This window comes from Leptothrix mechoopdaensis (SeqCode), from assembly GCF_053893855.1.
Map to the genome: position 1 here is coordinate 2,961,585 of NZ_CM132699.1, position 18,539 is coordinate 2,980,123.

Genomic DNA, 18,539 nt, shown 5'->3' on the forward strand with positions numbered 1-18,539 from the left:
AAACAGACCAGATCGGGGTGTAGCTTAGCCTGGTAGAGCGCTACGTTCGGGACGTAGAGGCCGGAGGTTCGAATCCTCTCACCCCGACCAGGATTCAGGGATCCAGCATCCCAAGAGACGAGAAAGAGCCGCACGTGTTGCGGCTCTTTTCTTTTCTGGCGCGGATTTGGGGGAAAGCGGTGAAGGCCGGAGAAAGAAGGCCGGTGCAGGCCCTTGCAGCGGCCCCCTGCGGCGCTTGCGACCCTCATGGCGCTCAAGGAGTCAGGGGCGAGGAAGTCTTTCCCAGACGCTGGTCCTGCCCAGCCAGCGCATCCCGATGTAGCCGAGCAGCACTGCCTTGTCCCCCTTCAGGCTGAGTTCGCAGTTGGCGATCGTGCCTTGCCAGGCACCGGGACGCAGGTCGATCACCGTGCCGCCCGTCCAGCCGCGCGTGCCGGGTTTCAGGTCGCGGATGAACTCGATGTCCGTGTAGGCCCGACCCTTCAGATCCCCCAGGCAGTGTTCGCAGGCCGGTGCGATCTCGCGACCGTCGGCATCCAGGGTCCTGACGATGCGCCCGAACAGGCGCCCCTCGCGGCGCTGGATCCGGATGACCGAACGGGTCGACTGCCTGGCGTCCGGATCCGCCGCCAGCCACTCGCCTTCCAGCGGATCAGGTGGAGGCGGCGCAGCCGCGGCGGCCTGGAACGACGCGGCGGCCAGGGCGACGAACGACACCACCATCGGCAGCCATGAGCGCCACGCCTTCACTCGGCCACCGTCGTCGAAGGTGACACGATCCGCGGCAAGGTCAGCAGCACGCGCGTGCCCGGCGACGCATCGCTGACCACGCATCGACCGCCGATCGCGGCGGCACGGTTGGCGAGCCCCGGCAGTCCCTTGCCGTTCCCACCGGCATGTCCGGATGGCCGTGCCAGCAGCCCTCTTCCGTTGTCGACGACCTCGAGCACGAGGTCACCGGATTCGAACGCGAGCCGGACATCCAGGGTGGTCGCCTTTGCATGCTTGATGCAGTTGCTGACCGCCTCCTGCAGGATGCGCAACACGTTGACGCGGACCTCGGGCGCCAGCTGGCAGGGCTCGCCGTCGTCGATGTCGTAGCTGATGCGCAGTTCGCTGCCGTCCAGCTGGGCCTCGAGCTTGAGGCAGTAGTCGAAGACGCAGGACTGGATGTCGCTGTCCTCTTCCTGATGGGCATAAAGGACCAGCCGCATGTCGTCGATGCAGGCCTGCAACTGCGCCTCGACGTCAATCCCCTCGGGCCGCGCCTCGCGCACGCTGTAGAGCGTCGTGATCAGGCGCGAGCCGATGCCGTCGTGCACGTCTTGGTAGATGCGGTCGCGCTCCTGACGGGCCGCCTCGATCTGGGCCAGACGGCGCTGTTCCTCGTGGCTCAGGGCCAGTTCGGCCTCGCGTTCGCGCAGCGCCCGGACCAGGTGCGTGTTGGCCTCACGCACGGCCTCGACATTGCCCTGGTGCTGGACCAGCAGGATGTAGCCCACCACCAGCAGAAGCAGCGGAAGGCCCAGGTGGCTGAGGTAGAAGGGCTCGAATGCCAGCGCATACCAGTGCCACGTGTCGCCCTGCGGCACCAGCCGGACCAGCAGGCCGGTCAGCACACCGTAGTCGTGAAAGCCGAGCACGATGCACAGCAGCGACTGCAGCAGCAGCGCCTTGGCGGCGCCCTGGCCCGGACGCAGCGCCTGGCGCGCGAGCACCGCGCTGGCGTAGACGTAAACCAGCAGCATCGGTCCGGTCCAGAGCCGATCGATCACGTTCTCGGTCGGACTGCCGCCGATCGCGTAGACCAGGGGCGCGATGCAGGCGATGGTGATGAAGACGATCGTGGCGCGTCGGCCTAGCTCGCGTCCGGCGAACGACAGCACGAACATCGACATCAGCATGATCAGGCCTGCCTCTGCGGCGTACAGCAGGCCGCGCCAGAGGCGATGGAAGTCCATCGGCACATGCGACCACAGCGCCAGCGTGAACAGCATGCCCCACAGCACCATCGCGGCCCCCGCCAGCGCGAAGATGCGTTCGCGTGGCGAGGCGACCCAGGCGCCGATCATGAACAGGCCCGCCACCAGGCAGAACAGGTTGGACGCATGTGCCAGCGTGCCGCTGAGAAACCCGATCACGCGCTCGACCCGGGCCAGATCGTCGACCCGGCCGAACATCGGCGGCGAGATCAGCACGTAGGGCTCGTGGGTCGACTGCTCGACCGTCAGCAGGTCGGGATGACCGTCCCGGTTCAGCAGCCGGTGCGGCAACGGGATGAGCAGCGGCTCGTACCAGACGTACCGGTCCTGTGCCGTCGACCGCGGCATGCCGGCGATCCAGTGGCCGTTGAGATAGAAGTCGCCGCCGTTGAGGACTTGAGGAAACAGCACGGCATGGCGCGGCGGCGGGTCGATCTCACGGCCTCCGTCGAGAACGGCGGCACTCCGGCGATCGGCCTCCAGCAGGGCCGCAGATGCACCATCCAGCCGCAGCGCGTAGGCAATCGTCGTGGCCGTGCGCCGTTCGCTGCGCAAGGTGAAGTGAGGCAGCGGCACGGTCTGACCGGCCTCGCCATAGGCCGGCTCGCCATGTGAACCGCCGCGCAGTTCGGCCGTGCGGAGCACGACCAGATCGGGACCTCGTGCCGACCAGAGCCAGCCGATCGCCCAGGCCAGCACGGCCGCCAGCAGCAGGGCCGGCAGGGCCGCACGACGCCAGCTAGTCATCGAGCAGACCGTTGGTGCGGGCGACATGGACCGCCATCGCGCGCGATCGCACCGACAGCTTGCGATAGACCCCGCGCAGGTGCTGGTTGACCGTGTGGGTCGAGATCGAGAGACGGTCGGCGATCGTGACGATCGGCAGCCCCTCGGCCAGCAGCACCAGCACCTCCATCTCGCGCGGCACCAGCCGATAGCGGGCCAGCGCCTCGGCCCGGTCGACGTCGCTGCGCGCATCGATGGCCTGTCCGGCCATGCCCTGAACCAGCACCTTGGCCACCTGCGGACTGACCGGCGAATAGCCGTTGTGGAGCGCGACGATCTTGTCGATCAGCGTGGGCCCGCGCTCGTCCTTCAGCAGGTAGCCGGTGGCCCCTGCCTTCAGGCTGCGGCTGATGTGCTTGGCGTCGCCGAAGGTGCTCAGGACCATGCTCTGGGCCTGGGGACAGCTGTTCTTGATGCTGGCGATCAGGTCGACGCCATCGACGTCGGGCAGGCCCAGGTCGACCAGGTACACGTCCGCCATGTCATCGGCAATCAAGGCCATCGCCTCGGACTTGTTGCGGGCCTTGCCTGCGAGCGTGCAGTGGACCGAACGGAGGATCAGGTCGGACACATGCTGACTGACCAGAGGATCGTCCTCGATGATGGCGACGGAGATGGACATGCCGGTACTCGCTTTGCGGGGGTTCGCCAGGCGAACCCGTGGTTGGCGTCAGAGAGGAGCGTTGACGTAGAGCGTCTTCAGCTCTGCGTAGCTGTTGATGCCCAGGCCGACGTTGTCGATGGCGGCGATGGCCGTGAACACGTTCTGGAACTTGGTCGGCGAGGCGGACATGCTCGTCGTCACCACGTCGCTGCCCAGCAGCAGGCTCAGGTCCTTGTCGGTCAGCAGCCGCTCGGCGGCCGGAATCGCCGCGAAGCTGTCGGCCTTGGCGAGCAGCATCACGTGGTCGACGGCGGTGGCGATGTCCTGGATGCGGCCGACCGACAGGGGATCGCTGCTGGTGCTGGACTTCTGGCCCACGACGTCGTCGAGCAGCTGCAAGGCGTTGTCGGCGAGCGCCGAGAGGCTGTCGAGGCGCCCGTCCTTGGCCATGCCGATCGAGGCGCGCATCCGGGCGTAGTCCTGTGCCGAGGGTGCATCGAAATTCGAGTTCACCGCGGTGCCGTTGGCGTACTGGAGGACCTTGGCATACCCGGTGACCAAGGTCTGAAGGTCCGCCAGGCTGGTGATCGGCGTGTCGCTGCGGGCCACCACGTCGAGCGAGGTCCGCAGCGCGGACATCAGCACGCCGCTGGTGTCGCCGGTGTAGCTGGTGGGCGCCGTCACGCCCATGGTCGTCAGGTCGCTCCAGAACAGCGTGTTGCCGGCCGACACGAGGCCCTGGACCTTGGCGACATCGGCCACGAGCGTGTTGAGCTCGCTGACCGAATCGACGCTGTCGAACCATTGCCGGGACACGATGTCATCGAGCAGGCCGATCGCCCGGTTGACCTGGGTCGTCGACACGAGTTCCAGCGCGCCCAGGCTGACACCCAGGTTGCGGTAGTCGTCGGCGGTCAGCGAGAGCGACGTATCGGTCGGCGTCGGACCGTCGGCGGCGATGCGGACCTTCTCGTAGAGATCGACCACCTTCTGCACCGACGACAGCTGCGGCAGGTCGGTCGACGCGAGGGCCGAGATGGCCGAGTTGACCGCACCGACGTTGACCAGCGTGACACCCACGACACCCGCCGCCTCGTAGGTCGACTTGATCGGCGCGGAACCGGAGCCATCGGCAAAGCTGCGCAAGGCCGTCAGCGCCTCGGCTGGCCCCATCGTGCCCAGCGCCGCGGTCACCAGGGTGCGCAGCTCATCGACCGTGTCGACGTCCACGCCCAGGTCATCGGTCTTGGCAATGTTGGCCCACAGGGTCTGGTAGCGAGAGAGCGCAGCCTGTTCATGGACCGCTGCGGTGATGCCCAGCAGCGAGAGGTCGGAACTGGTGAGCTGCACGCCGGAAGCACCGGAAGCCAGCTTCATGACGTGGTCGACTGCAGCGGCCAGATCGTTGATCTTCTTGACCGTGTCCACACCCGTGGTGCCGGTCGAGCTGCGTCGCCCGACCACGTCGTCGAGCAGCTTCAGGGCATGGTCGGCCAGCGCGGCGCCGCCGGCAGTCGCCTTGGCCGCCAGTCCGATGCTGGCGTTCAGGTCAGCATAGTTCTGCGCCGTCGGGGCGTTGGACGGGTCATCGGCCGTGGCGCCATTGGCGTAGTTCAGGACCTTGTCGCAGCTGCTGACGATGGCCGACAGGCGGGCGACATCGCGAACCGGCGCACTGGTCTTGCCGCCCTCCGCCAGCACCGACTTGATCATCTCGAGGTTGGCCGAAGTGACGTTGTTGACCCCGAGCGAGACGAAGTCCGCGGCGGCCAGCGGCGAGGCCAGGGTCGAGCCGCCGATCGTGTTCATCACCTTCTCGACCGCCAGCACGAGGCCGTTGAGCTTGGTGACGCTGTCGACTTCGCTGGCGGCACGGTTGCCCAGGACATCGCCGAGCAGCTTCAGGTCGACATCGGTGGACTCGAGCGACTTCAGGTTGACGCCCAGCGAGCGGAACTCGGTGGCAGTGAGCGGGCGATCGGCCGTGGTGTCGCCCACGTTCGGCCCATTGGCCTTGCCCAGCACCCGCACATAGGCATCGACGACGGTCTGGACCTTGGCCGCGCTGTCGACGTCGGCACTGTCGAGCGCCAGCACCGAGCTGTTGATGGCATCGAGGTTGGCTCGCGTGACGCCCTTGACGCCAGCCTTCTCGTAGGTCGACAGGGTCGGCGCAGGGGCCGGTGCCGCGGTCGCCGACAGGCCGTTGTCGGCATAGGCCTTGACGGGGTCCAGCGGTGACGATGCCGGACCGGAACTGCCGCCCCACACCGACTGGTAGACACCGTGGGCGCCGAGCGCCGCGCCGGCCCACATCAGGGTGTTGTCGGACAGGCCGTCGATCAGCGTGTCGGCCGGCCGGCCGCCGAGGTACAGCGCGTCATCCACCGGCGGCGTGTCGCCGATCGCGAAGCCCTGCAGGGACACCAGCGGCGAGACATCGGCCAATCGGTAGGTCTGGACGTCACCCGAGGCATCGAGCCCCTGCAGCGCCGGCAACTGGGCCAGTGCGTAATAACCGCGGATCACCACGTCGGGCTGCTCCGACAGTTGGCCATCGAGGTTGATCCAGAGATCGACACCTTCGCGGCGGGTGCGGATCTTGGGGGGACCGAGATTGGTGGCCGACAGCGCCAGCTGGACAGACGCACCGTCACGCACCGACAGCACCACGGCTTCGCCCCGTGCGCCCGCCTGGGGCGACACCGTCAGACGGCTGACCGTCATGCCGCCCCGGATGACTCGAATCGTGTATGCGCTGCTGCTCATTGAGCCTTGCTCCGGTGGATCGTGATCGGGAAGCCGCTTGATCGACTGCCCGAGGGCCATCTGGCCGCCTCATGAAAGGGATGGGTCCTGCATCAATCTCGGACTTTTACACCGAGTTTGAGGAGGGTTCGACTCAGTATAGGAGCGGGTTTTCCGAACCATGAACTACCTAAAAACGCCATCCATCGACCGACATCCATCAGTTATTGGGAATAAATGACTTCAATGTTCCAATTAATCCACAAAATCACCAATCGACTACTTACTTCAACTCCTCCACCAACATATTCAAGTAATTGTTCGACCCGACCTCCACGGCAAGACTCGCCGCCGTCCACCCACATGTCGAGGTCACGTGAAAAAGCGCCAACCAGGCCCGCAACGGCCAGCAGAAAGATGCGACCTGGCGCCGCCCCGAGAGGAGCCGCAGCGCCGCTCCCGCAGCGGCTGGGCGACCGGCCTCGCCTGCAGCGTGCTGCTAGTGATGGCCGTGCCGGCACCCTCCACCGCCGCGCCGGCGGACAGCCCCGCCAACGTCCCGGCCCCTGGACAGCGTCAGGTCCTGACGCTGGACGACGTGATGTCGCAGCCGGCTCCCGTGGACGAAACGCACGACACGTCGACCTGGGGCGAGTCGCTCGGTCAGCACATCGCACGCGCCACCCAGGGTCATGCGTCGATCCTGGAGGCCCGCAGCGCGGTGGCCGGTGCGATGGCCGGGCGCGAGGCTGCCGGCTGGCAGCGGGCACCGACGGCCAGCTTCTCGCGTGAATATGCCGGCAAGTTCGCGACACACCCCTACTCGAATCTGGTGCGGCTCCAGCAACCGCTGTGGACCGGCGGCCTGATCACCTCCGGCATCGACCTGGCCCGCCACCAGGCCACCCGCGCCCGCCACACCTTGCGCGAGACCCAGCGCAACCTCGCGTTGAAGATCACCGCGAACTGGTCCGATTGGGCCCGCGCCGACCTGAAGGTGCGGCAGCTGTCCGCGCTGGTCGAGCAGCAGACCGCCCTGCTGGAGATGATCAGCCGGCGTTATGCACAAGGCTCCGCGACGGTCTCCGACGAGGCGCTCGCGCGCGCCCGGCTCGAGAGCGCACTGGGCGAGCAGGCGCAGGCCCGCATCGACCTGTCCTTCAGCCGTTCCCAGCTCGAACGCAGCAGCGCCGGACCGGTCGACGAAGGGCTGCTCGGCGACCTGGACGGCGCGTTGCCGGCGGTGCCACCGCTGGCCGACCTGCTCGACTCGATCGAGTCGGCGCCGGCGCTGCACCGCGCGACGGTCGACATCGACATCGCCCGCACCGAACTGGCCCAGCGCCGCGCCGGGCTGCACCCTCAGGTTTTCCTGCGGCTCGACCACCAATGGGGCGCCGTCAAGGACGAGAAGATCTCGATCGCGGTGCAGGGATCGACCGGCGCCGGGCTCGGCGGCCTGGCCGCGCTGGACGTGCAGGAGGCGCGCATCCAGTCGGCTCGCCTGGCGGTGGAAACGCTGCGCACCGAACTGCGCGACCAGTACACGCAGGAACACACCCGGCTCGCCTCGGCCGACCAGCGCGCCCGGCTGACGCGCTCCTACGCGCAGACCAGCGCGTCCGTGCTGGCGTCCTACCGGCGCCAGTTCGACGCCGGCAAGCGCGGCTGGCTCGAACTCCTCAACATGGTCCGCGAGGTCCACCAGGCCGACCTCGACGCCGCCAACGCGCTGATCGACCAGCGCGTGTCCACCTTCCGCGTGCTGCTGCTGCTGCGTGCCCCCGATCTCAACAACGACTTCCTCCTCGGCCAGGACATCCCCGAATGACGACAGAACACGAGGCGCTTGGCGCGACGCTGGGCCGCTGGCTGCAGCTCAAGGGCCATGCGCTGCCGCGCGGCCAGATCAAGACGGTGCTGGGGAAGCTGGCGATCCCGTTGCCCGGGCCGGGGGCGGACGACTGGACACCGGGCGTGGCCGAGTCGGCCGGAGAGCTCGATCCCGGCGCCCGCTTCGTGCGGCTGGACCGCCCGGACGTGGCCGCCCTGCCGCTGCTGTGCCGCCACGACGAACACGGCTGGCTGGTGATCCTGTCGCGCGACGCCCACGGGCTGTGGCAGGCCCAGGACGCGCAGGGCAAGCGCCTGAGCCTGCCGCTGGATGGCACGGCCTGCCTGCACCGCATCGTGCTGGACGAGGGCCGCGCCGGCCACGCCACCGCCGCGCAACTGGTGCGCGAGCAGTTCAAGGCCAACCGCAGCGTCTTCATCGAGGCCGGGCTGACCTCGCTGCTGCTGACCGTCATCGCGCTGCTGGTGTCGTTCTACAGCATGCAGGTCTACGACCGCGTGATCCCCTCCCAGGGCTACCAGACGCTCTGGGTGCTGAGCGTCGGCGTCGTCTTCAGCATCCTGCTGGAGTGGTTCGTCAAGGTTGCCCGCGCCCACCTGATCGAGCCGCGCCTGAAGGAGATGGACCTGAACCTGTCGAAGGCCATCTACACCCGCCTGATGGCGGTGCGGCTGGACCAGCGCCCGCCGATGGTCGGCACGCTGGCGTCGCAGCTGCAGGGCTACGAGATGATCCGCGGCGTGCTGTCGGCCTCGACGCTGTTCCTGGCCTTCGACCTGCCGATGGCGCTGATCTTCGTCGTCGTGATCTGGGCCATCGCCGGCCCGCTGATGGCGGCGGTGCCGCTGGTGCTGTTCCCGATCGCCACCTGCGCCGGCCTGATCCAGCGGCGCCGCATGAACCGGCTGGTCGCCGCCAGCGTCGACACCAGCAACCGCAAGACCGGCCTGCTGGTCGAGTCGATCGAGGGCGCCGAGACCATCAAGGGCCTGGGCGCCGGCTGGCGCTTCGAGGGCCGCTGGTCCGGCCTGGTCGAGACCAACGCCAGCCAGTCGCTGCAGATCAAGCACCTGACGGACGCCACCGGCTACCTGGCCGCCGCGTTCCAGCAGATCGGCTACGTCGGCATGGTCGCGCTGGGCGCGACGCTGACGATCCAGGGCCACATCACGCAGGGGGCTCTGATCGCCTGCTCGATCCTGTCGGGCCGCGTGATGGGGCCCTCGGCCATGATCCCCGGCCTGATCGTGCAGCTGGCCCATGCATCGGCGGCGCTGAAGGGGCTGGAAGCCGTCTTCCGGCTCAAGCGCGACAACGACGACATCGAACGCCCGATCGTGCCCGGCCCGGCCCGCGGCGAGTTGCGCTTCGAGGGCGTCGAGTTCGCCTACCCCGGCCGCAACACCGCCGTGAACATCGCGCAGCTGCAGATCGGCGCGGGCGAGCGGGTCGCCCTGATCGGCCCGATCGGCGCCGGCAAGAGCACGCTGCTCGGCCTGGCCAGCGGCCAGTTCCGGCCCAAGAAGGGCACCGTCTACCTCGACGGCCTGGACCTGTCCCAGCTGCACGCCGGCTGGGTCGCCACGCACGTCGCCCACATGCCGCAGACCAGCTGGCTGTGCTCGGGCACGCTGCGCGACAACCTGCTGCTGGGTCAGCCCGACCTCGGCGACGAGGCCGTCATCGACGCCTGCCGCAAGACCGGTCTGTGGCGCCTGATCGGCCAGAGCGCCAAGGGCCTGGAACTGCCGATCTCCGAAGGCGGCAAGGGCCTGTCGGGCGGTCAGCGCCAGCTGGTCGCGCTGACCCGCCACCTGATCGCCGACAAGCGCATCTGGCTGCTCGACGAGCCGACCTCCGGCATGGACGAGGGCATGGAGCAGCACTGCGTTGCCGTGCTGGCCGAGGCCCTGAAGGCCGGCCGCACGATGCTGCTGGTGACGCACCGCCCGGCGCTGCTGGCACTGGTCGACCGCATCGTCGTGATCGATCCGCAGAACGGCGGCGTGCTGCTCGACGGCCCGCGCGATGCCGTGCTGTCGCAGCTGGCGCGCAGCCGTCAGCCTGCTGCACAGCCGAACGCTGCCGCACAGCCCGCCTGAACCGCTCGCCACGCCACCCCGTTCCCCTTCCCCTGAACCAGAAATCGAGCCCCCATGGCCACGAGCAAACGACTCGGTGACAGCGCCTCGCGCCACCGCCATGCCCTGATCGGCACCGCGCTGTTCGGCGCCCTCTTCCTGGGCTGGGCCGCCGTGGCCGAGCTGGAGCAGGTCACGCGCGCGCCCGGCAAGGTCATCGCGACGTCGCGTACCCAGAGCGTCCAGGCGCCCGACGGCGGCGTGGTGCGCGAGATCCTCGTGCGCGAAGGCGAGGCCGTCACCCGCAACCAGCTGCTGGTGCGGCTGGACGACGCCAAGGCGCGTGCCGCGCTGACCGAGACCCAGGGCCGCGCCGCCGCGTTGCGGGCCGCGCTCGCCCGGCTGCGCGCCGAGGTCTACGGCAAGCCGCTGGAGTTCCCGGCCTCGCTGGCCGGCTATGACGCCTTCACGACCAACCAGCGCCAGCTCCACAGCCGCCGCCGCGAGGCGCTGGAGTCCGAGATCCGCGCGCTGACCGAAAGCGAACGGCTGGCCGACCAGGAACTGACGCTGATCCTGCCGCTTGAGAAGACCGGCGACATCAGCGCCTCCGAGGTGCTGCGCCTGCGCCGCACCGTCAACGAGGCCCAGGCGATGGTGACCAAGCTGCGCAACAAGTTCTTCCAGGACGCGCAGACCGACATGGCCAAGGTCGAGGAAGACCTGGCATCGGTCGAGCAGGTGCTGGCCGACCGGTCCGCCCAGCTCGAACACGCCGAGCTGCGCGCACCGACCGACGGCATCGTCAACCTGATCAACCAGACCACCATCGGCGCAGTGCTGCGCCCGGGCGACGAGATCATGCAGGTGCTGCCCACCGGCGACGAGCTGATCGTCGAGGCCAAGGTGCGCGGCTCCGACATCGGCTTCGTGCATGCCGGCCTGCCCGCGACGATCAAGCTCGATGCCTACGACTACAGCATTTACGGCTCGATGGAAGGCAAGGTCGACTACATCAGCCCGGACGCGCTGGTCGAGAAGACCCCGCAAGGCGACCAGGCCTACTACCGCGCGCACATCCGCATCACCGCCAAGCGCTTCAAGGGCGACAAGGCCCGCAAGGTCGAGATCCAGCCCGGCATGACGACGACGGTCGAGGTCATCACCGGCGCCAACACCGTGCTCGGCTACCTGGTCAAGCCGGTCTTCAAGACGGTGTCGGAATCGCTGGTCGAGCGCTGATCAGGCCTGCGTGTAGGCCGTCTTGACGGTCGTGTAGAACTCCGCCGCGTAGCGCCCCTGCTCGCGCGGGCCGTGGCTGCTGCCCTTGCGACCGCCGAAGGGCACGTGGTAGTCGACCCCGGCGGTCGGCAGGTTGACCATCACCATGCCGGCCTGGGCGTGGCGCTTGAAGTGGGTCGCGTGTTTCAGGCTGGTCGTGGCGATGCCGGCGGCCAGGCCGAAGGGCGTGTCGTTGGCCAGCGCCAGCGCCTCGTCGTAGTCGCGCGCGGCGATCACGCTGACGACCGGGCCGAAGATCTCCTCGCGGTTGATGCGCATCTCCGGCGTCGTGTCGACGAACAGCGCCGGGCGCAGGTAGTGGCCGGGCGCGCCGTCGCTGCTGTGGCCGATGGCCTCGCCGCCGAACACCCGCCGCGCGCCTTCGGCCTCGCCAATGGCGATCCAGGCCAGGTCCTGTTCGAGCTGGCCGGCATCGACCACCGGGCCGATCTCGGTCCCGGCCTTGCGGGCATCGTCGACCTTCAGGGCGCGCAGGCGTTCGGTCAGTGCGGCCACGAAGCGGTCATGGATGCCGCGCGTGACGATCAGCCGACTCGATGCCGTGCAGCGCTGGCCGGTGCTGAAGTAGCCCGAGTGGAGGGCGGCCGCGACGGCGACGTCCAGATCGGCGTCGTCGAGCACCACCATCGGGTTCTTGCCGCCCATCTCGAGCTGGAACTTCGCCATCCGCGCGACGCAGGCCTGGGCGATCTTCTGGCCGGTGGCGACGCTGCCGGTGAAGCTGATCGCGTCGACCCGGCGATCCTCCAGCAGCACCGCACCGACCTCGGCGCCACGCCCCATCACCAGGTTGAAGACCCCCGCCGGACAGCCGTGGCGGTGCAGCATGTCGGCAACCGCCCAGGCCGAGGCCGGCACCAGTTCGGCCGGCTTCATGACCACCGTGTTGCCGAAGGCGAGCGCGGGCGCGAGCTTCCAGGCCGGGATCGCGATGGGGAAGTTCCACGGCGTGATCAGGCCGACCACGCCGAGCGCCTCGCGCGTGACCTCCACGCCGATGCCCGGGCGGACCGACGCGATCGACTCGCCGCCGACCCGCAGCGCCTCGCCGGCAAAGAACTTGAAGATGTTGCCGGCGCGGACGACCTCGCCGACCGCCTCGGGCAAGGTCTTGCCCTCCTCCCGCGCCAGCAGGTCACCCAGTTCGGTGCGGCGCGCCAGGATCTCGCCGCCGACGCCGTCCAGCAGGTCGAAGCGCTGCTGCGGCGTGCTCATCGACCAGGCCGGGAAGGCGGCGCGCGCGGCGGCAACCGCCGCACGTGCCTGCGCCGCATCGGCCTGGGCGTATTCGCCGATCAGGTCGCGGGTGTCGGACGGGTTGACGTTGCGGCTGGCGCGCGGGCCCTCGACCCACTCGCCGCCGATCAGGTTCGGGGTCATCGGACGACCTCGCGGCGCGGCACGGCGTTCATGACCGGACTCACTGCGGACCGAGCCGCGCCATCAGCGCGGCGAGCTGCTCGACCTCGGCCGGCTTCAGGTCCGACAGCGGCGGGCGGACCGGGCCGGCGCCGTGGCCGGCCAGCGTCGCGCCGGCCTTCACGATCGACACCGCATAGCCCTCGCCCTGGTTGCGCAGCGCGATGTAGGGCAGGAAGAACTCGCGGATCAGGCGGTTGCAGGTGGCCTCGTCACCGGCCGCATGGGCGTTGTAGAAGTCCATCGCCGTGCGCGGGATGAAGTTGAAGACCGCCGACGAGTAGACCGGGCAGCCCATCGCCTTGTAGGCACCGGCGTAGACCTCGGCCGTGGGCAGGCCGCCGAGATACGCGAAACGGTCGCCCATCGTCTGGCGGATCGCGACGAAGCGCTCGATGTCGCCCAGGCCGTCCTTGAAGCCGACCAGGTTCGGGCAGCGCTCGGCCAGCTGCTGCAGGCTGGCGGGGGTCAGCCGGCAGGCGCCGCGGTTGTAGACGATCACGCCGATGCGCACGCTCGCGCAGACCGCCGCGACGTGCGCCACCAGGCCTTCCTGGCTGGCCTCGGTCAGGTAGTGCGGCAGCAGCAGCACGCCCTGCGCGCCCAGCCGTTCGGCTTCCTGCGCGTACTGGATGGCCAGCGTCGTGCCGCCGCCAGCGCCGCCGACGATCGGGGTGCGGCCGCGGCAGGTGTCGAGCGCGACCCGCATTACCTCGCTGTACTCGGCCGGCGTCAGCGAGAAGAACTCGCCGGTGCCGCCGGCCGCGAACAGCACCGACGCGCCATAGGGCTGCAGCCATTCCAGCCGCTCGGCATACGGACGCGGCGCGAAGCGCAGCTGCGCGTCGAAGTCGGTCAGCGGGAAGGACAGCAGGCCGGCCTGCATGACGTGCTTGAGCTCCTGGGGTGACATGGGACGGTTCTCCTGGCGTGGGTGGGCGCGACGGCGTGACGGTGGAACAGCGGAACGGGACAAATCGCCGACTTGTTGTAGGTCATCGTACAACTAAAACCGGATTCACCGCAACCGCACAAGCGCGCAACCGCACGGACCCGCACGGACCCGCACGCAACAGGCGCCGCCCCCCGCCCGGCTCAACCGGCTTCGGCCTGGGCCCGGCGACGCCGCTCGCGGCTGTTGGCCAGGTGGGTGCGCATGGCCGCGCGGGCCGCGTCCGGATCCTGGTTGACGATCGCGTCGTAGATGCTCTCGTGCTCGCTGTTGACCCGCCGCAGGTACTGCCGCCGATCGTCGTCGAGCGCGTCGACCGCCTCCAGCCGGGCCCGCGGGATGATGCCGCTGCCCAGCGTGCCCATCAGCTCGGTGTAGTGGCTGTTCTGGGTCGCGCGGGCGATCTCGAGGTGGAACTGGAAGTCGGCAACGACCGCGTCGCGCCCCTGCTCGACCGCCCGCGTCACCGCGTCGAGCGCCGCCCGCATCTGCACGAGATTGCCGTCGCTGCGGCGCATCGCGGCCAGCGCGGCCGCCTCGGTCTCGATGCCGATGCGCAGCTCCAGCACCGCGATGACGTCGCGCAGCGTGTTGAACTGCTCCGGCCCGATGCGAAAGCCCGGCGCCTCGCCGACACCGGTCACGAAGGTGCCGATGCCGTGCCGCGTCTCGACCAGCCCGGCCGCCTGCAGCTTGGAGATGGCCTCGCGCACGACGGTCCGGCTGACCGCGAACTCGGCCATGATCGCCGCCTCGGTCGGCAGCTTGTCGCCGGTCGCCAGGCGGCCCTCGCGGATCCGGTCGCCGAGCGATTCGACCAGTTCCAGCGCCAGCGATCGGGGCTTGCGACGGCGCGCCGGATCGGCACCTGCCTGTTGAACGTCGTTGGACATGTTCTTGGTGATATCCCTAGGTCGCCGCAGCCCGCCGGGGGCTACATTCCGCCTCATGTTGTACGACAACCTACGTCGCACAACCTCTGGCGATGCACTGTAGCAAGTCCGCCCACACCGCTCCAGCCCCCTCCCGTCCCTGAACGAACCGCCCGCATCGGCCGCCACATGCCCGCACACCCGACCCCCCTCCGATTCGGCCGACTGCTGCTGACCGGCGCTGCCGGCGGTCTCGGCCAGGCACTGCGCCCGCGCCTGAAGGCCTATTGCGACACGCTGCGGCTGTCGGACATCGCCGACCTCGGCAGCGCCGCCAGCGGCGAGGAGCTGATGCCCGCCGCGCTGGAGGACGCCGCCGCCGTGCTGGCACTGCTCGACGGCGTCGACGCGGTCGTGCACCTGGGCGGCGTGTCGACCGAACAGCCCTGGCAGCCGATCCTGCAGGCCAACATCGTCGGCACCTACCACCTGTACGAGGCCGCCCGCCGCCACGGCGTGCGCCGCATCGTCTTCGCCAGCTCCAACCACGTCACCGGCTTCTACCGCCAGGACGAGGTGATCTCGCCGCAGGACCCCGTCCGGCCGGACGGCCTGTACGGCCTGTCGAAGGCCTTCGGCGAGAACCTCGCCCAGCTCTATTTCGACCGCCACGGCATCGAGACCGTCAGCGTGCGCATCGGCTCGTCCTTCGCGGCGCCGAAGACGCGCCGGATGCTGGCCACCTGGATGAGCTTCGACGACCTCGAACGCCTGGTCATGGCCAGCCTGACCGCGCCGGTGGTCGGCCACACCATCGTCTACGGCATGGGCGACAACACCACCACCTGGTGGGACAACACCTCGGCGCGCCACCTGGGCTGGCGACCGCAGGACAGCTCCGAGCCCTTCCGCCCGGCGCTGGAGGCGGCCGAACCGGTGCTCGACCGCCACGACCCCGCCGTCCTCTACCAGGGCGGCGCCTTCGTGCGCACCGGGCCATTCGACTGACACGGGCCCACCCCAGACGTTCTCGACAGACGTTCTCGACACACGTTCTCGACGCACCCCCACGACGAACCCCCACAGGAGACACGACATGAACCCGATCCGCTCCCTCGGCCGCCTGACCCGGCTGACCGCCGCCACGCTGCTGGCCGTCGCCGGCCTGAACGCGCAGGCGACCGAATTCCGCTCGTCCGACATCCACCCGGACGACTACCCGACCGTGATGGCCGTGCGCCACATGGGCGAGCTGCTGGCCAAGAGCAGCGGCGGCAAGCACAGCATCAAGGTGTTCTCCAAGTCGGCGCTCGGCGGCGAGAAGGACACCATCGAGCAGACCAAGCTCGGCGCGCTGGCGATGACCCGCGTGAACGTCGCGCCGATGAACAACATCTGCCCGGCCACGATGGTGCCGACGATGCCCTTCCTGTTCCGCTCGACCGAGCACATGCGCAAGGTGCTGGACGGCGCGATCGGCGACGAGATCCTGAAGGACTGCGAGGCCCAGGGCTTCATCGGGCTGGCCTTCTACGACTCGGGCGCGCGCTCGATCTACTCGGTCAAGAAGCCGGTCAAGACGGTGGCCGACACCAAGGGCATGAAGATCCGCGTGCAGCAGTCGGACCTGTGGGTCGCGCTGATGGAGGCGATGGGCGCCAACGCCACGCCGATGCCGTTCGGCGAGGTCTACACCGCGCTGAAGACCGGCCTGGTCGATGCCGCCGAGAACAACTACCCGAGCTACGAGAGCACCCGCCACTTCGAGGTCGCGCACTTCTACAACCGCACGGAACACTCGATGGCACCGGAGATCCTGCTGTTCTCCAAGCGCATCTGGGACACGCTGTCGGCCGATGAGCAGAAGCAGATCCGCGCCGCCGCGCGCGAGTCGGTCGTCTACATGCGCAAGCTGTGGGACGAGCGCGAGGAGAAGTCGCTGGCCATCGTCAAGGCCGGTGGCGCGCAGATCATCGACGTCGACAAGGCCAGCTTCCAGACCGCCGCCCGGCCGGTCTACGACAAGTTCCTGAAGGACCCGAAGCTGCAGGACATGGTCCGCCGCATCGGCGAGGTCAAGTAAGCCTGCCCGGAGCCGACCGCGATGAACACGATGCAAACGTCCGTCTCGCCCTACACCCGCTTCTGTGCCGCGATCGCGCGGCTGTGCATGGGCTTCGGCGTGGCCGGCCTGGTGCTGCTGATCGTCGCGGTGCTCTACCAGGTCATCGGCCGCTACATCCTCAACAACACGCCGACCTGGGCCGAAAGCGGCGCCGTGCTGCTGGTGCTCTACGTGACCATGCTCGGCATGGCCGTGGGCGTGCGCGACGCCGGCCACATCGGCCTGGAATCGCTGCTGGTGCTGGCATCCGAGCGGGTGCGCCTGCGCATGGAGTACGTCATCCATGCGCTGGTGCTGGTGTTCGGGCTGACGATGGCCTGGAACTGCAGCCTGCTGGCGCTCAGCGTGTGGGACTACAAGATCCCCACGCTGGGCCTGTCCGAAGCCTTCAAGTACGCGCCGCCGGCCGTCGCCGGCCTGCTGGTGGCGCTGTTCTCGTTCGAGCACATCCTGGCGCTGCGCAACGGCACCGAGATCGAGCCGGCCTGGCACTGACCCGCAACCGAAGAAGAGAGCCTGACCGTCATGGCGCTGACCATCCTCTGCGTGAGCTTCACGCTCCTCCTGCTGCTGGGCGTTCCGGTGGCCTTCTCGATCGGGCTGTCCTCGCTGGCCACGCTGCTCTACGAGGGCCTGCCGCTGGCGGTGGGCTTCCAGCAGATGATTTCCGGGATGAACCCGTTCTCGTTCCTGGCGATCCCGTTCTTCATCTTCGCCGGCGAGATCATGATGTACGGCGGCATCGCCGACCGCATCGTCGCCTTCGCCAAGGCCCTGGCCGGCCATGTGCGCGGGGGGCTGGGCATGAGCAACGTGCTGGCCTGCACGCTGTTCGGCGGCGTCTCCGGCTCGCCGGTGGCCGACGTCTCGGCGATGGGCGCGGTGCTGATCCCGCAGATGAAGAAGGAGGGCTATCACGCCGACTACGCGGTCAACGTGACGACCCACGCCTCGCTGGTCGGCGCGCTGATGCCGACCTCGCACAACCTGATCATCTTCACGCTCGCGGCCAGCGGCAAGGTGAGCGTCGCCGCGCTGATCCTGGCCGGCCTGGTGCCCGCGGCGATCCTGACGGTCTGCAACCTCGTGGCCGCCTACGCGGTGGCGGTCAAGCGCGGCTATCCGGCCGGCACCTTCCCGGGCTGGGCCATCGTCGGCCAGAGCTTCGTGCAGTCGCTGCCGGGCCTGGCGATCGTCGCGATCATCGTCATCGGCATCCTGTCGGGCGCCTTCACGGCGACCGAGTCGGCCTCGGTCGCGGTGGTCTGGGCGCTGTTCCTGTCGGCCGTGGTCTACCGCCGGCTGACCCGCGAGCAGTTCCTCAAGGCGGCCGCCAAGGCGGTCAAGACGACCGGCACGGTGCTGCTGCTGATCGGCATCAGCTCGATGTTCGGCTACCTGATCGGCCTGTACGGCGTGGCCGAGCTGACCGGCAAGATGCTGTCGGGCCTGAGCAGCGAACCGTGGGTGATCTTCCTGTGGGTCAACATCATCCTGTTCGTGCTGGGCACCTTCCTGGACATGGCCGCGACCATCCTGATCTGCACGCCGATCTTCCTGCCGATCTGCCAGCAGTACGGCATGACCACCGAGCAGTTCGGCATCGTCATGCTGATCAACTGCGCGCTCGGCCTGAACACGCCGCCGGTCGGCACGACCCAGTTCGTCGGCTGCACCATCGGCGAGATCTCGGTCGGCGAGGTCATGAAGACCATCTGGCCGTTCTACGGTGCGCTGATCGCCGCGCTGATGCTGGTGACCTACGTGCCCGGCTTCGCGATGTGGCTGCCCAACCTGCTGCTGAAATGAGCTC

At 68.8% G+C, this 18,539-nt stretch carries 14 protein-coding genes and 1 tRNA gene; 8 read left to right on the forward strand and 7 right to left on the reverse strand.

Annotated features, from left to right (window positions below; translation table 11 throughout):
* The first annotated feature begins 13 nt into the window (after positions 1-13).
* A tRNA-Pro gene (locus ACWA7K_RS12855) sits at positions 14-90 on the forward strand.
* Positions 91-261: 171 nt separating this feature from the next.
* On the opposite strand, the gene ACWA7K_RS12860 is transcribed toward ACWA7K_RS12855, so the two are convergent.
* From ACWA7K_RS12860 to ACWA7K_RS12875, 4 genes are read right to left on the reverse strand one after another with little or no spacing between them, the layout of a single operon-like run.
* Positions 262-834, reverse strand: a complete 573-nt coding sequence (locus tag ACWA7K_RS12860) for a DUF2147 domain-containing protein (protein WP_456161801.1) — start codon at positions 832-834, stop codon at positions 262-264.
* A complete protein-coding gene (locus tag ACWA7K_RS12865) occupies positions 747-2,729 on the reverse strand; it encodes a sensor histidine kinase (protein ID WP_456161802.1) in 1,983 nt (660 codons plus the stop codon). Before ACWA7K_RS12865 ends, ACWA7K_RS12860 begins: the two co-directional genes overlap by 88 nt.
* On the reverse strand, positions 2,722-3,390 hold the full coding sequence (locus tag ACWA7K_RS12870; protein ID WP_456161803.1) for a response regulator: 669 nt from the start codon (positions 3,388-3,390) through the stop codon (positions 2,722-2,724). Before ACWA7K_RS12870 ends, ACWA7K_RS12865 begins: the two co-directional genes overlap by 8 nt.
* 48 nt (positions 3,391-3,438) lie before the next feature.
* Positions 3,439-6,141, reverse strand: a complete 2,703-nt coding sequence (locus ACWA7K_RS12875; protein WP_456161804.1) for a hypothetical protein — start codon at positions 6,139-6,141, stop codon at positions 3,439-3,441.
* A gap of 490 nt (positions 6,142-6,631) precedes the next feature.
* On the opposite strand from ACWA7K_RS12875, the gene ACWA7K_RS12880 reads away from it, so the two are divergent.
* From ACWA7K_RS12880 to ACWA7K_RS12890, 3 genes are read left to right on the forward strand one after another with little or no spacing between them, the layout of a single operon-like run.
* Positions 6,632-7,951: a TolC family protein gene (locus tag ACWA7K_RS12880; RefSeq protein ID WP_456161805.1), complete on the forward strand. Its 1,320-nt coding sequence runs from the start codon at positions 6,632-6,634 to the stop codon at positions 7,949-7,951.
* Positions 7,948-10,077: an ATP-binding cassette domain-containing protein gene (locus tag ACWA7K_RS12885; protein WP_456161806.1), complete on the forward strand. Its 2,130-nt coding sequence runs from the start codon at positions 7,948-7,950 to the stop codon at positions 10,075-10,077. The genes ACWA7K_RS12880 and ACWA7K_RS12885 overlap by 4 nt, the downstream gene beginning before the upstream one ends.
* Positions 10,078-10,131: 54 nt before the next feature.
* Positions 10,132-11,298, forward strand: coding sequence for an HlyD family efflux transporter periplasmic adaptor subunit (locus ACWA7K_RS12890; protein ID WP_456161807.1), 1,167 nt, complete (start codon positions 10,132-10,134; stop codon positions 11,296-11,298).
* On the opposite strand, the gene ACWA7K_RS12895 is transcribed toward ACWA7K_RS12890, so the two are convergent.
* The 3 genes from ACWA7K_RS12895 to ACWA7K_RS12905 all read right to left on the reverse strand — a co-directional run bounded on the left by ACWA7K_RS12895 (position 11,299) and on the right by ACWA7K_RS12905 (position 14,622).
* Entirely contained in the window at positions 11,299-12,738 is a 1,440-nt protein-coding gene (locus tag ACWA7K_RS12895; protein ID WP_456161808.1) for an aldehyde dehydrogenase family protein, read from the reverse strand.
* Between the two features lie 40 nt (positions 12,739-12,778).
* Entirely contained in the window at positions 12,779-13,690 is a 912-nt protein-coding gene (gene kdgD / locus ACWA7K_RS12900) for a 5-dehydro-4-deoxyglucarate dehydratase (protein WP_456161809.1), read from the reverse strand.
* A gap of 182 nt (positions 13,691-13,872) precedes the next feature.
* A complete protein-coding gene (locus tag ACWA7K_RS12905; RefSeq protein ID WP_456161810.1) occupies positions 13,873-14,622 on the reverse strand; it encodes a FadR/GntR family transcriptional regulator in 750 nt (249 codons plus the stop codon).
* A gap of 168 nt (positions 14,623-14,790) precedes the next feature.
* Here ACWA7K_RS12905 and ACWA7K_RS12910 point away from each other — a divergent pair, with 168 nt between their 5' ends.
* From ACWA7K_RS12910 to ACWA7K_RS12925, 4 genes are all read left to right on the forward strand, one after another.
* On the forward strand, positions 14,791-15,609 hold the full coding sequence (locus tag ACWA7K_RS12910) for an NAD-dependent epimerase/dehydratase family protein (protein WP_456161811.1): 819 nt from the start codon (positions 14,791-14,793) through the stop codon (positions 15,607-15,609).
* Between the two features lie 88 nt (positions 15,610-15,697).
* Entirely contained in the window at positions 15,698-16,684 is a 987-nt protein-coding gene (locus tag ACWA7K_RS12915; protein WP_456161812.1) for a TRAP transporter substrate-binding protein, read from the forward strand.
* Positions 16,685-16,714: 30 nt separating this feature from the next.
* Positions 16,715-17,221, forward strand: a complete 507-nt coding sequence (locus ACWA7K_RS12920; RefSeq protein ID WP_456168806.1) for a TRAP transporter small permease — start codon at positions 16,715-16,717, stop codon at positions 17,219-17,221.
* Positions 17,222-17,251: 30 nt separating this feature from the next.
* A complete protein-coding gene (locus tag ACWA7K_RS12925) occupies positions 17,252-18,535 on the forward strand; it encodes a TRAP transporter large permease (RefSeq protein ID WP_456161813.1) in 1,284 nt (427 codons plus the stop codon).
* Positions 18,536-18,539 lie beyond the last annotated feature (4 nt).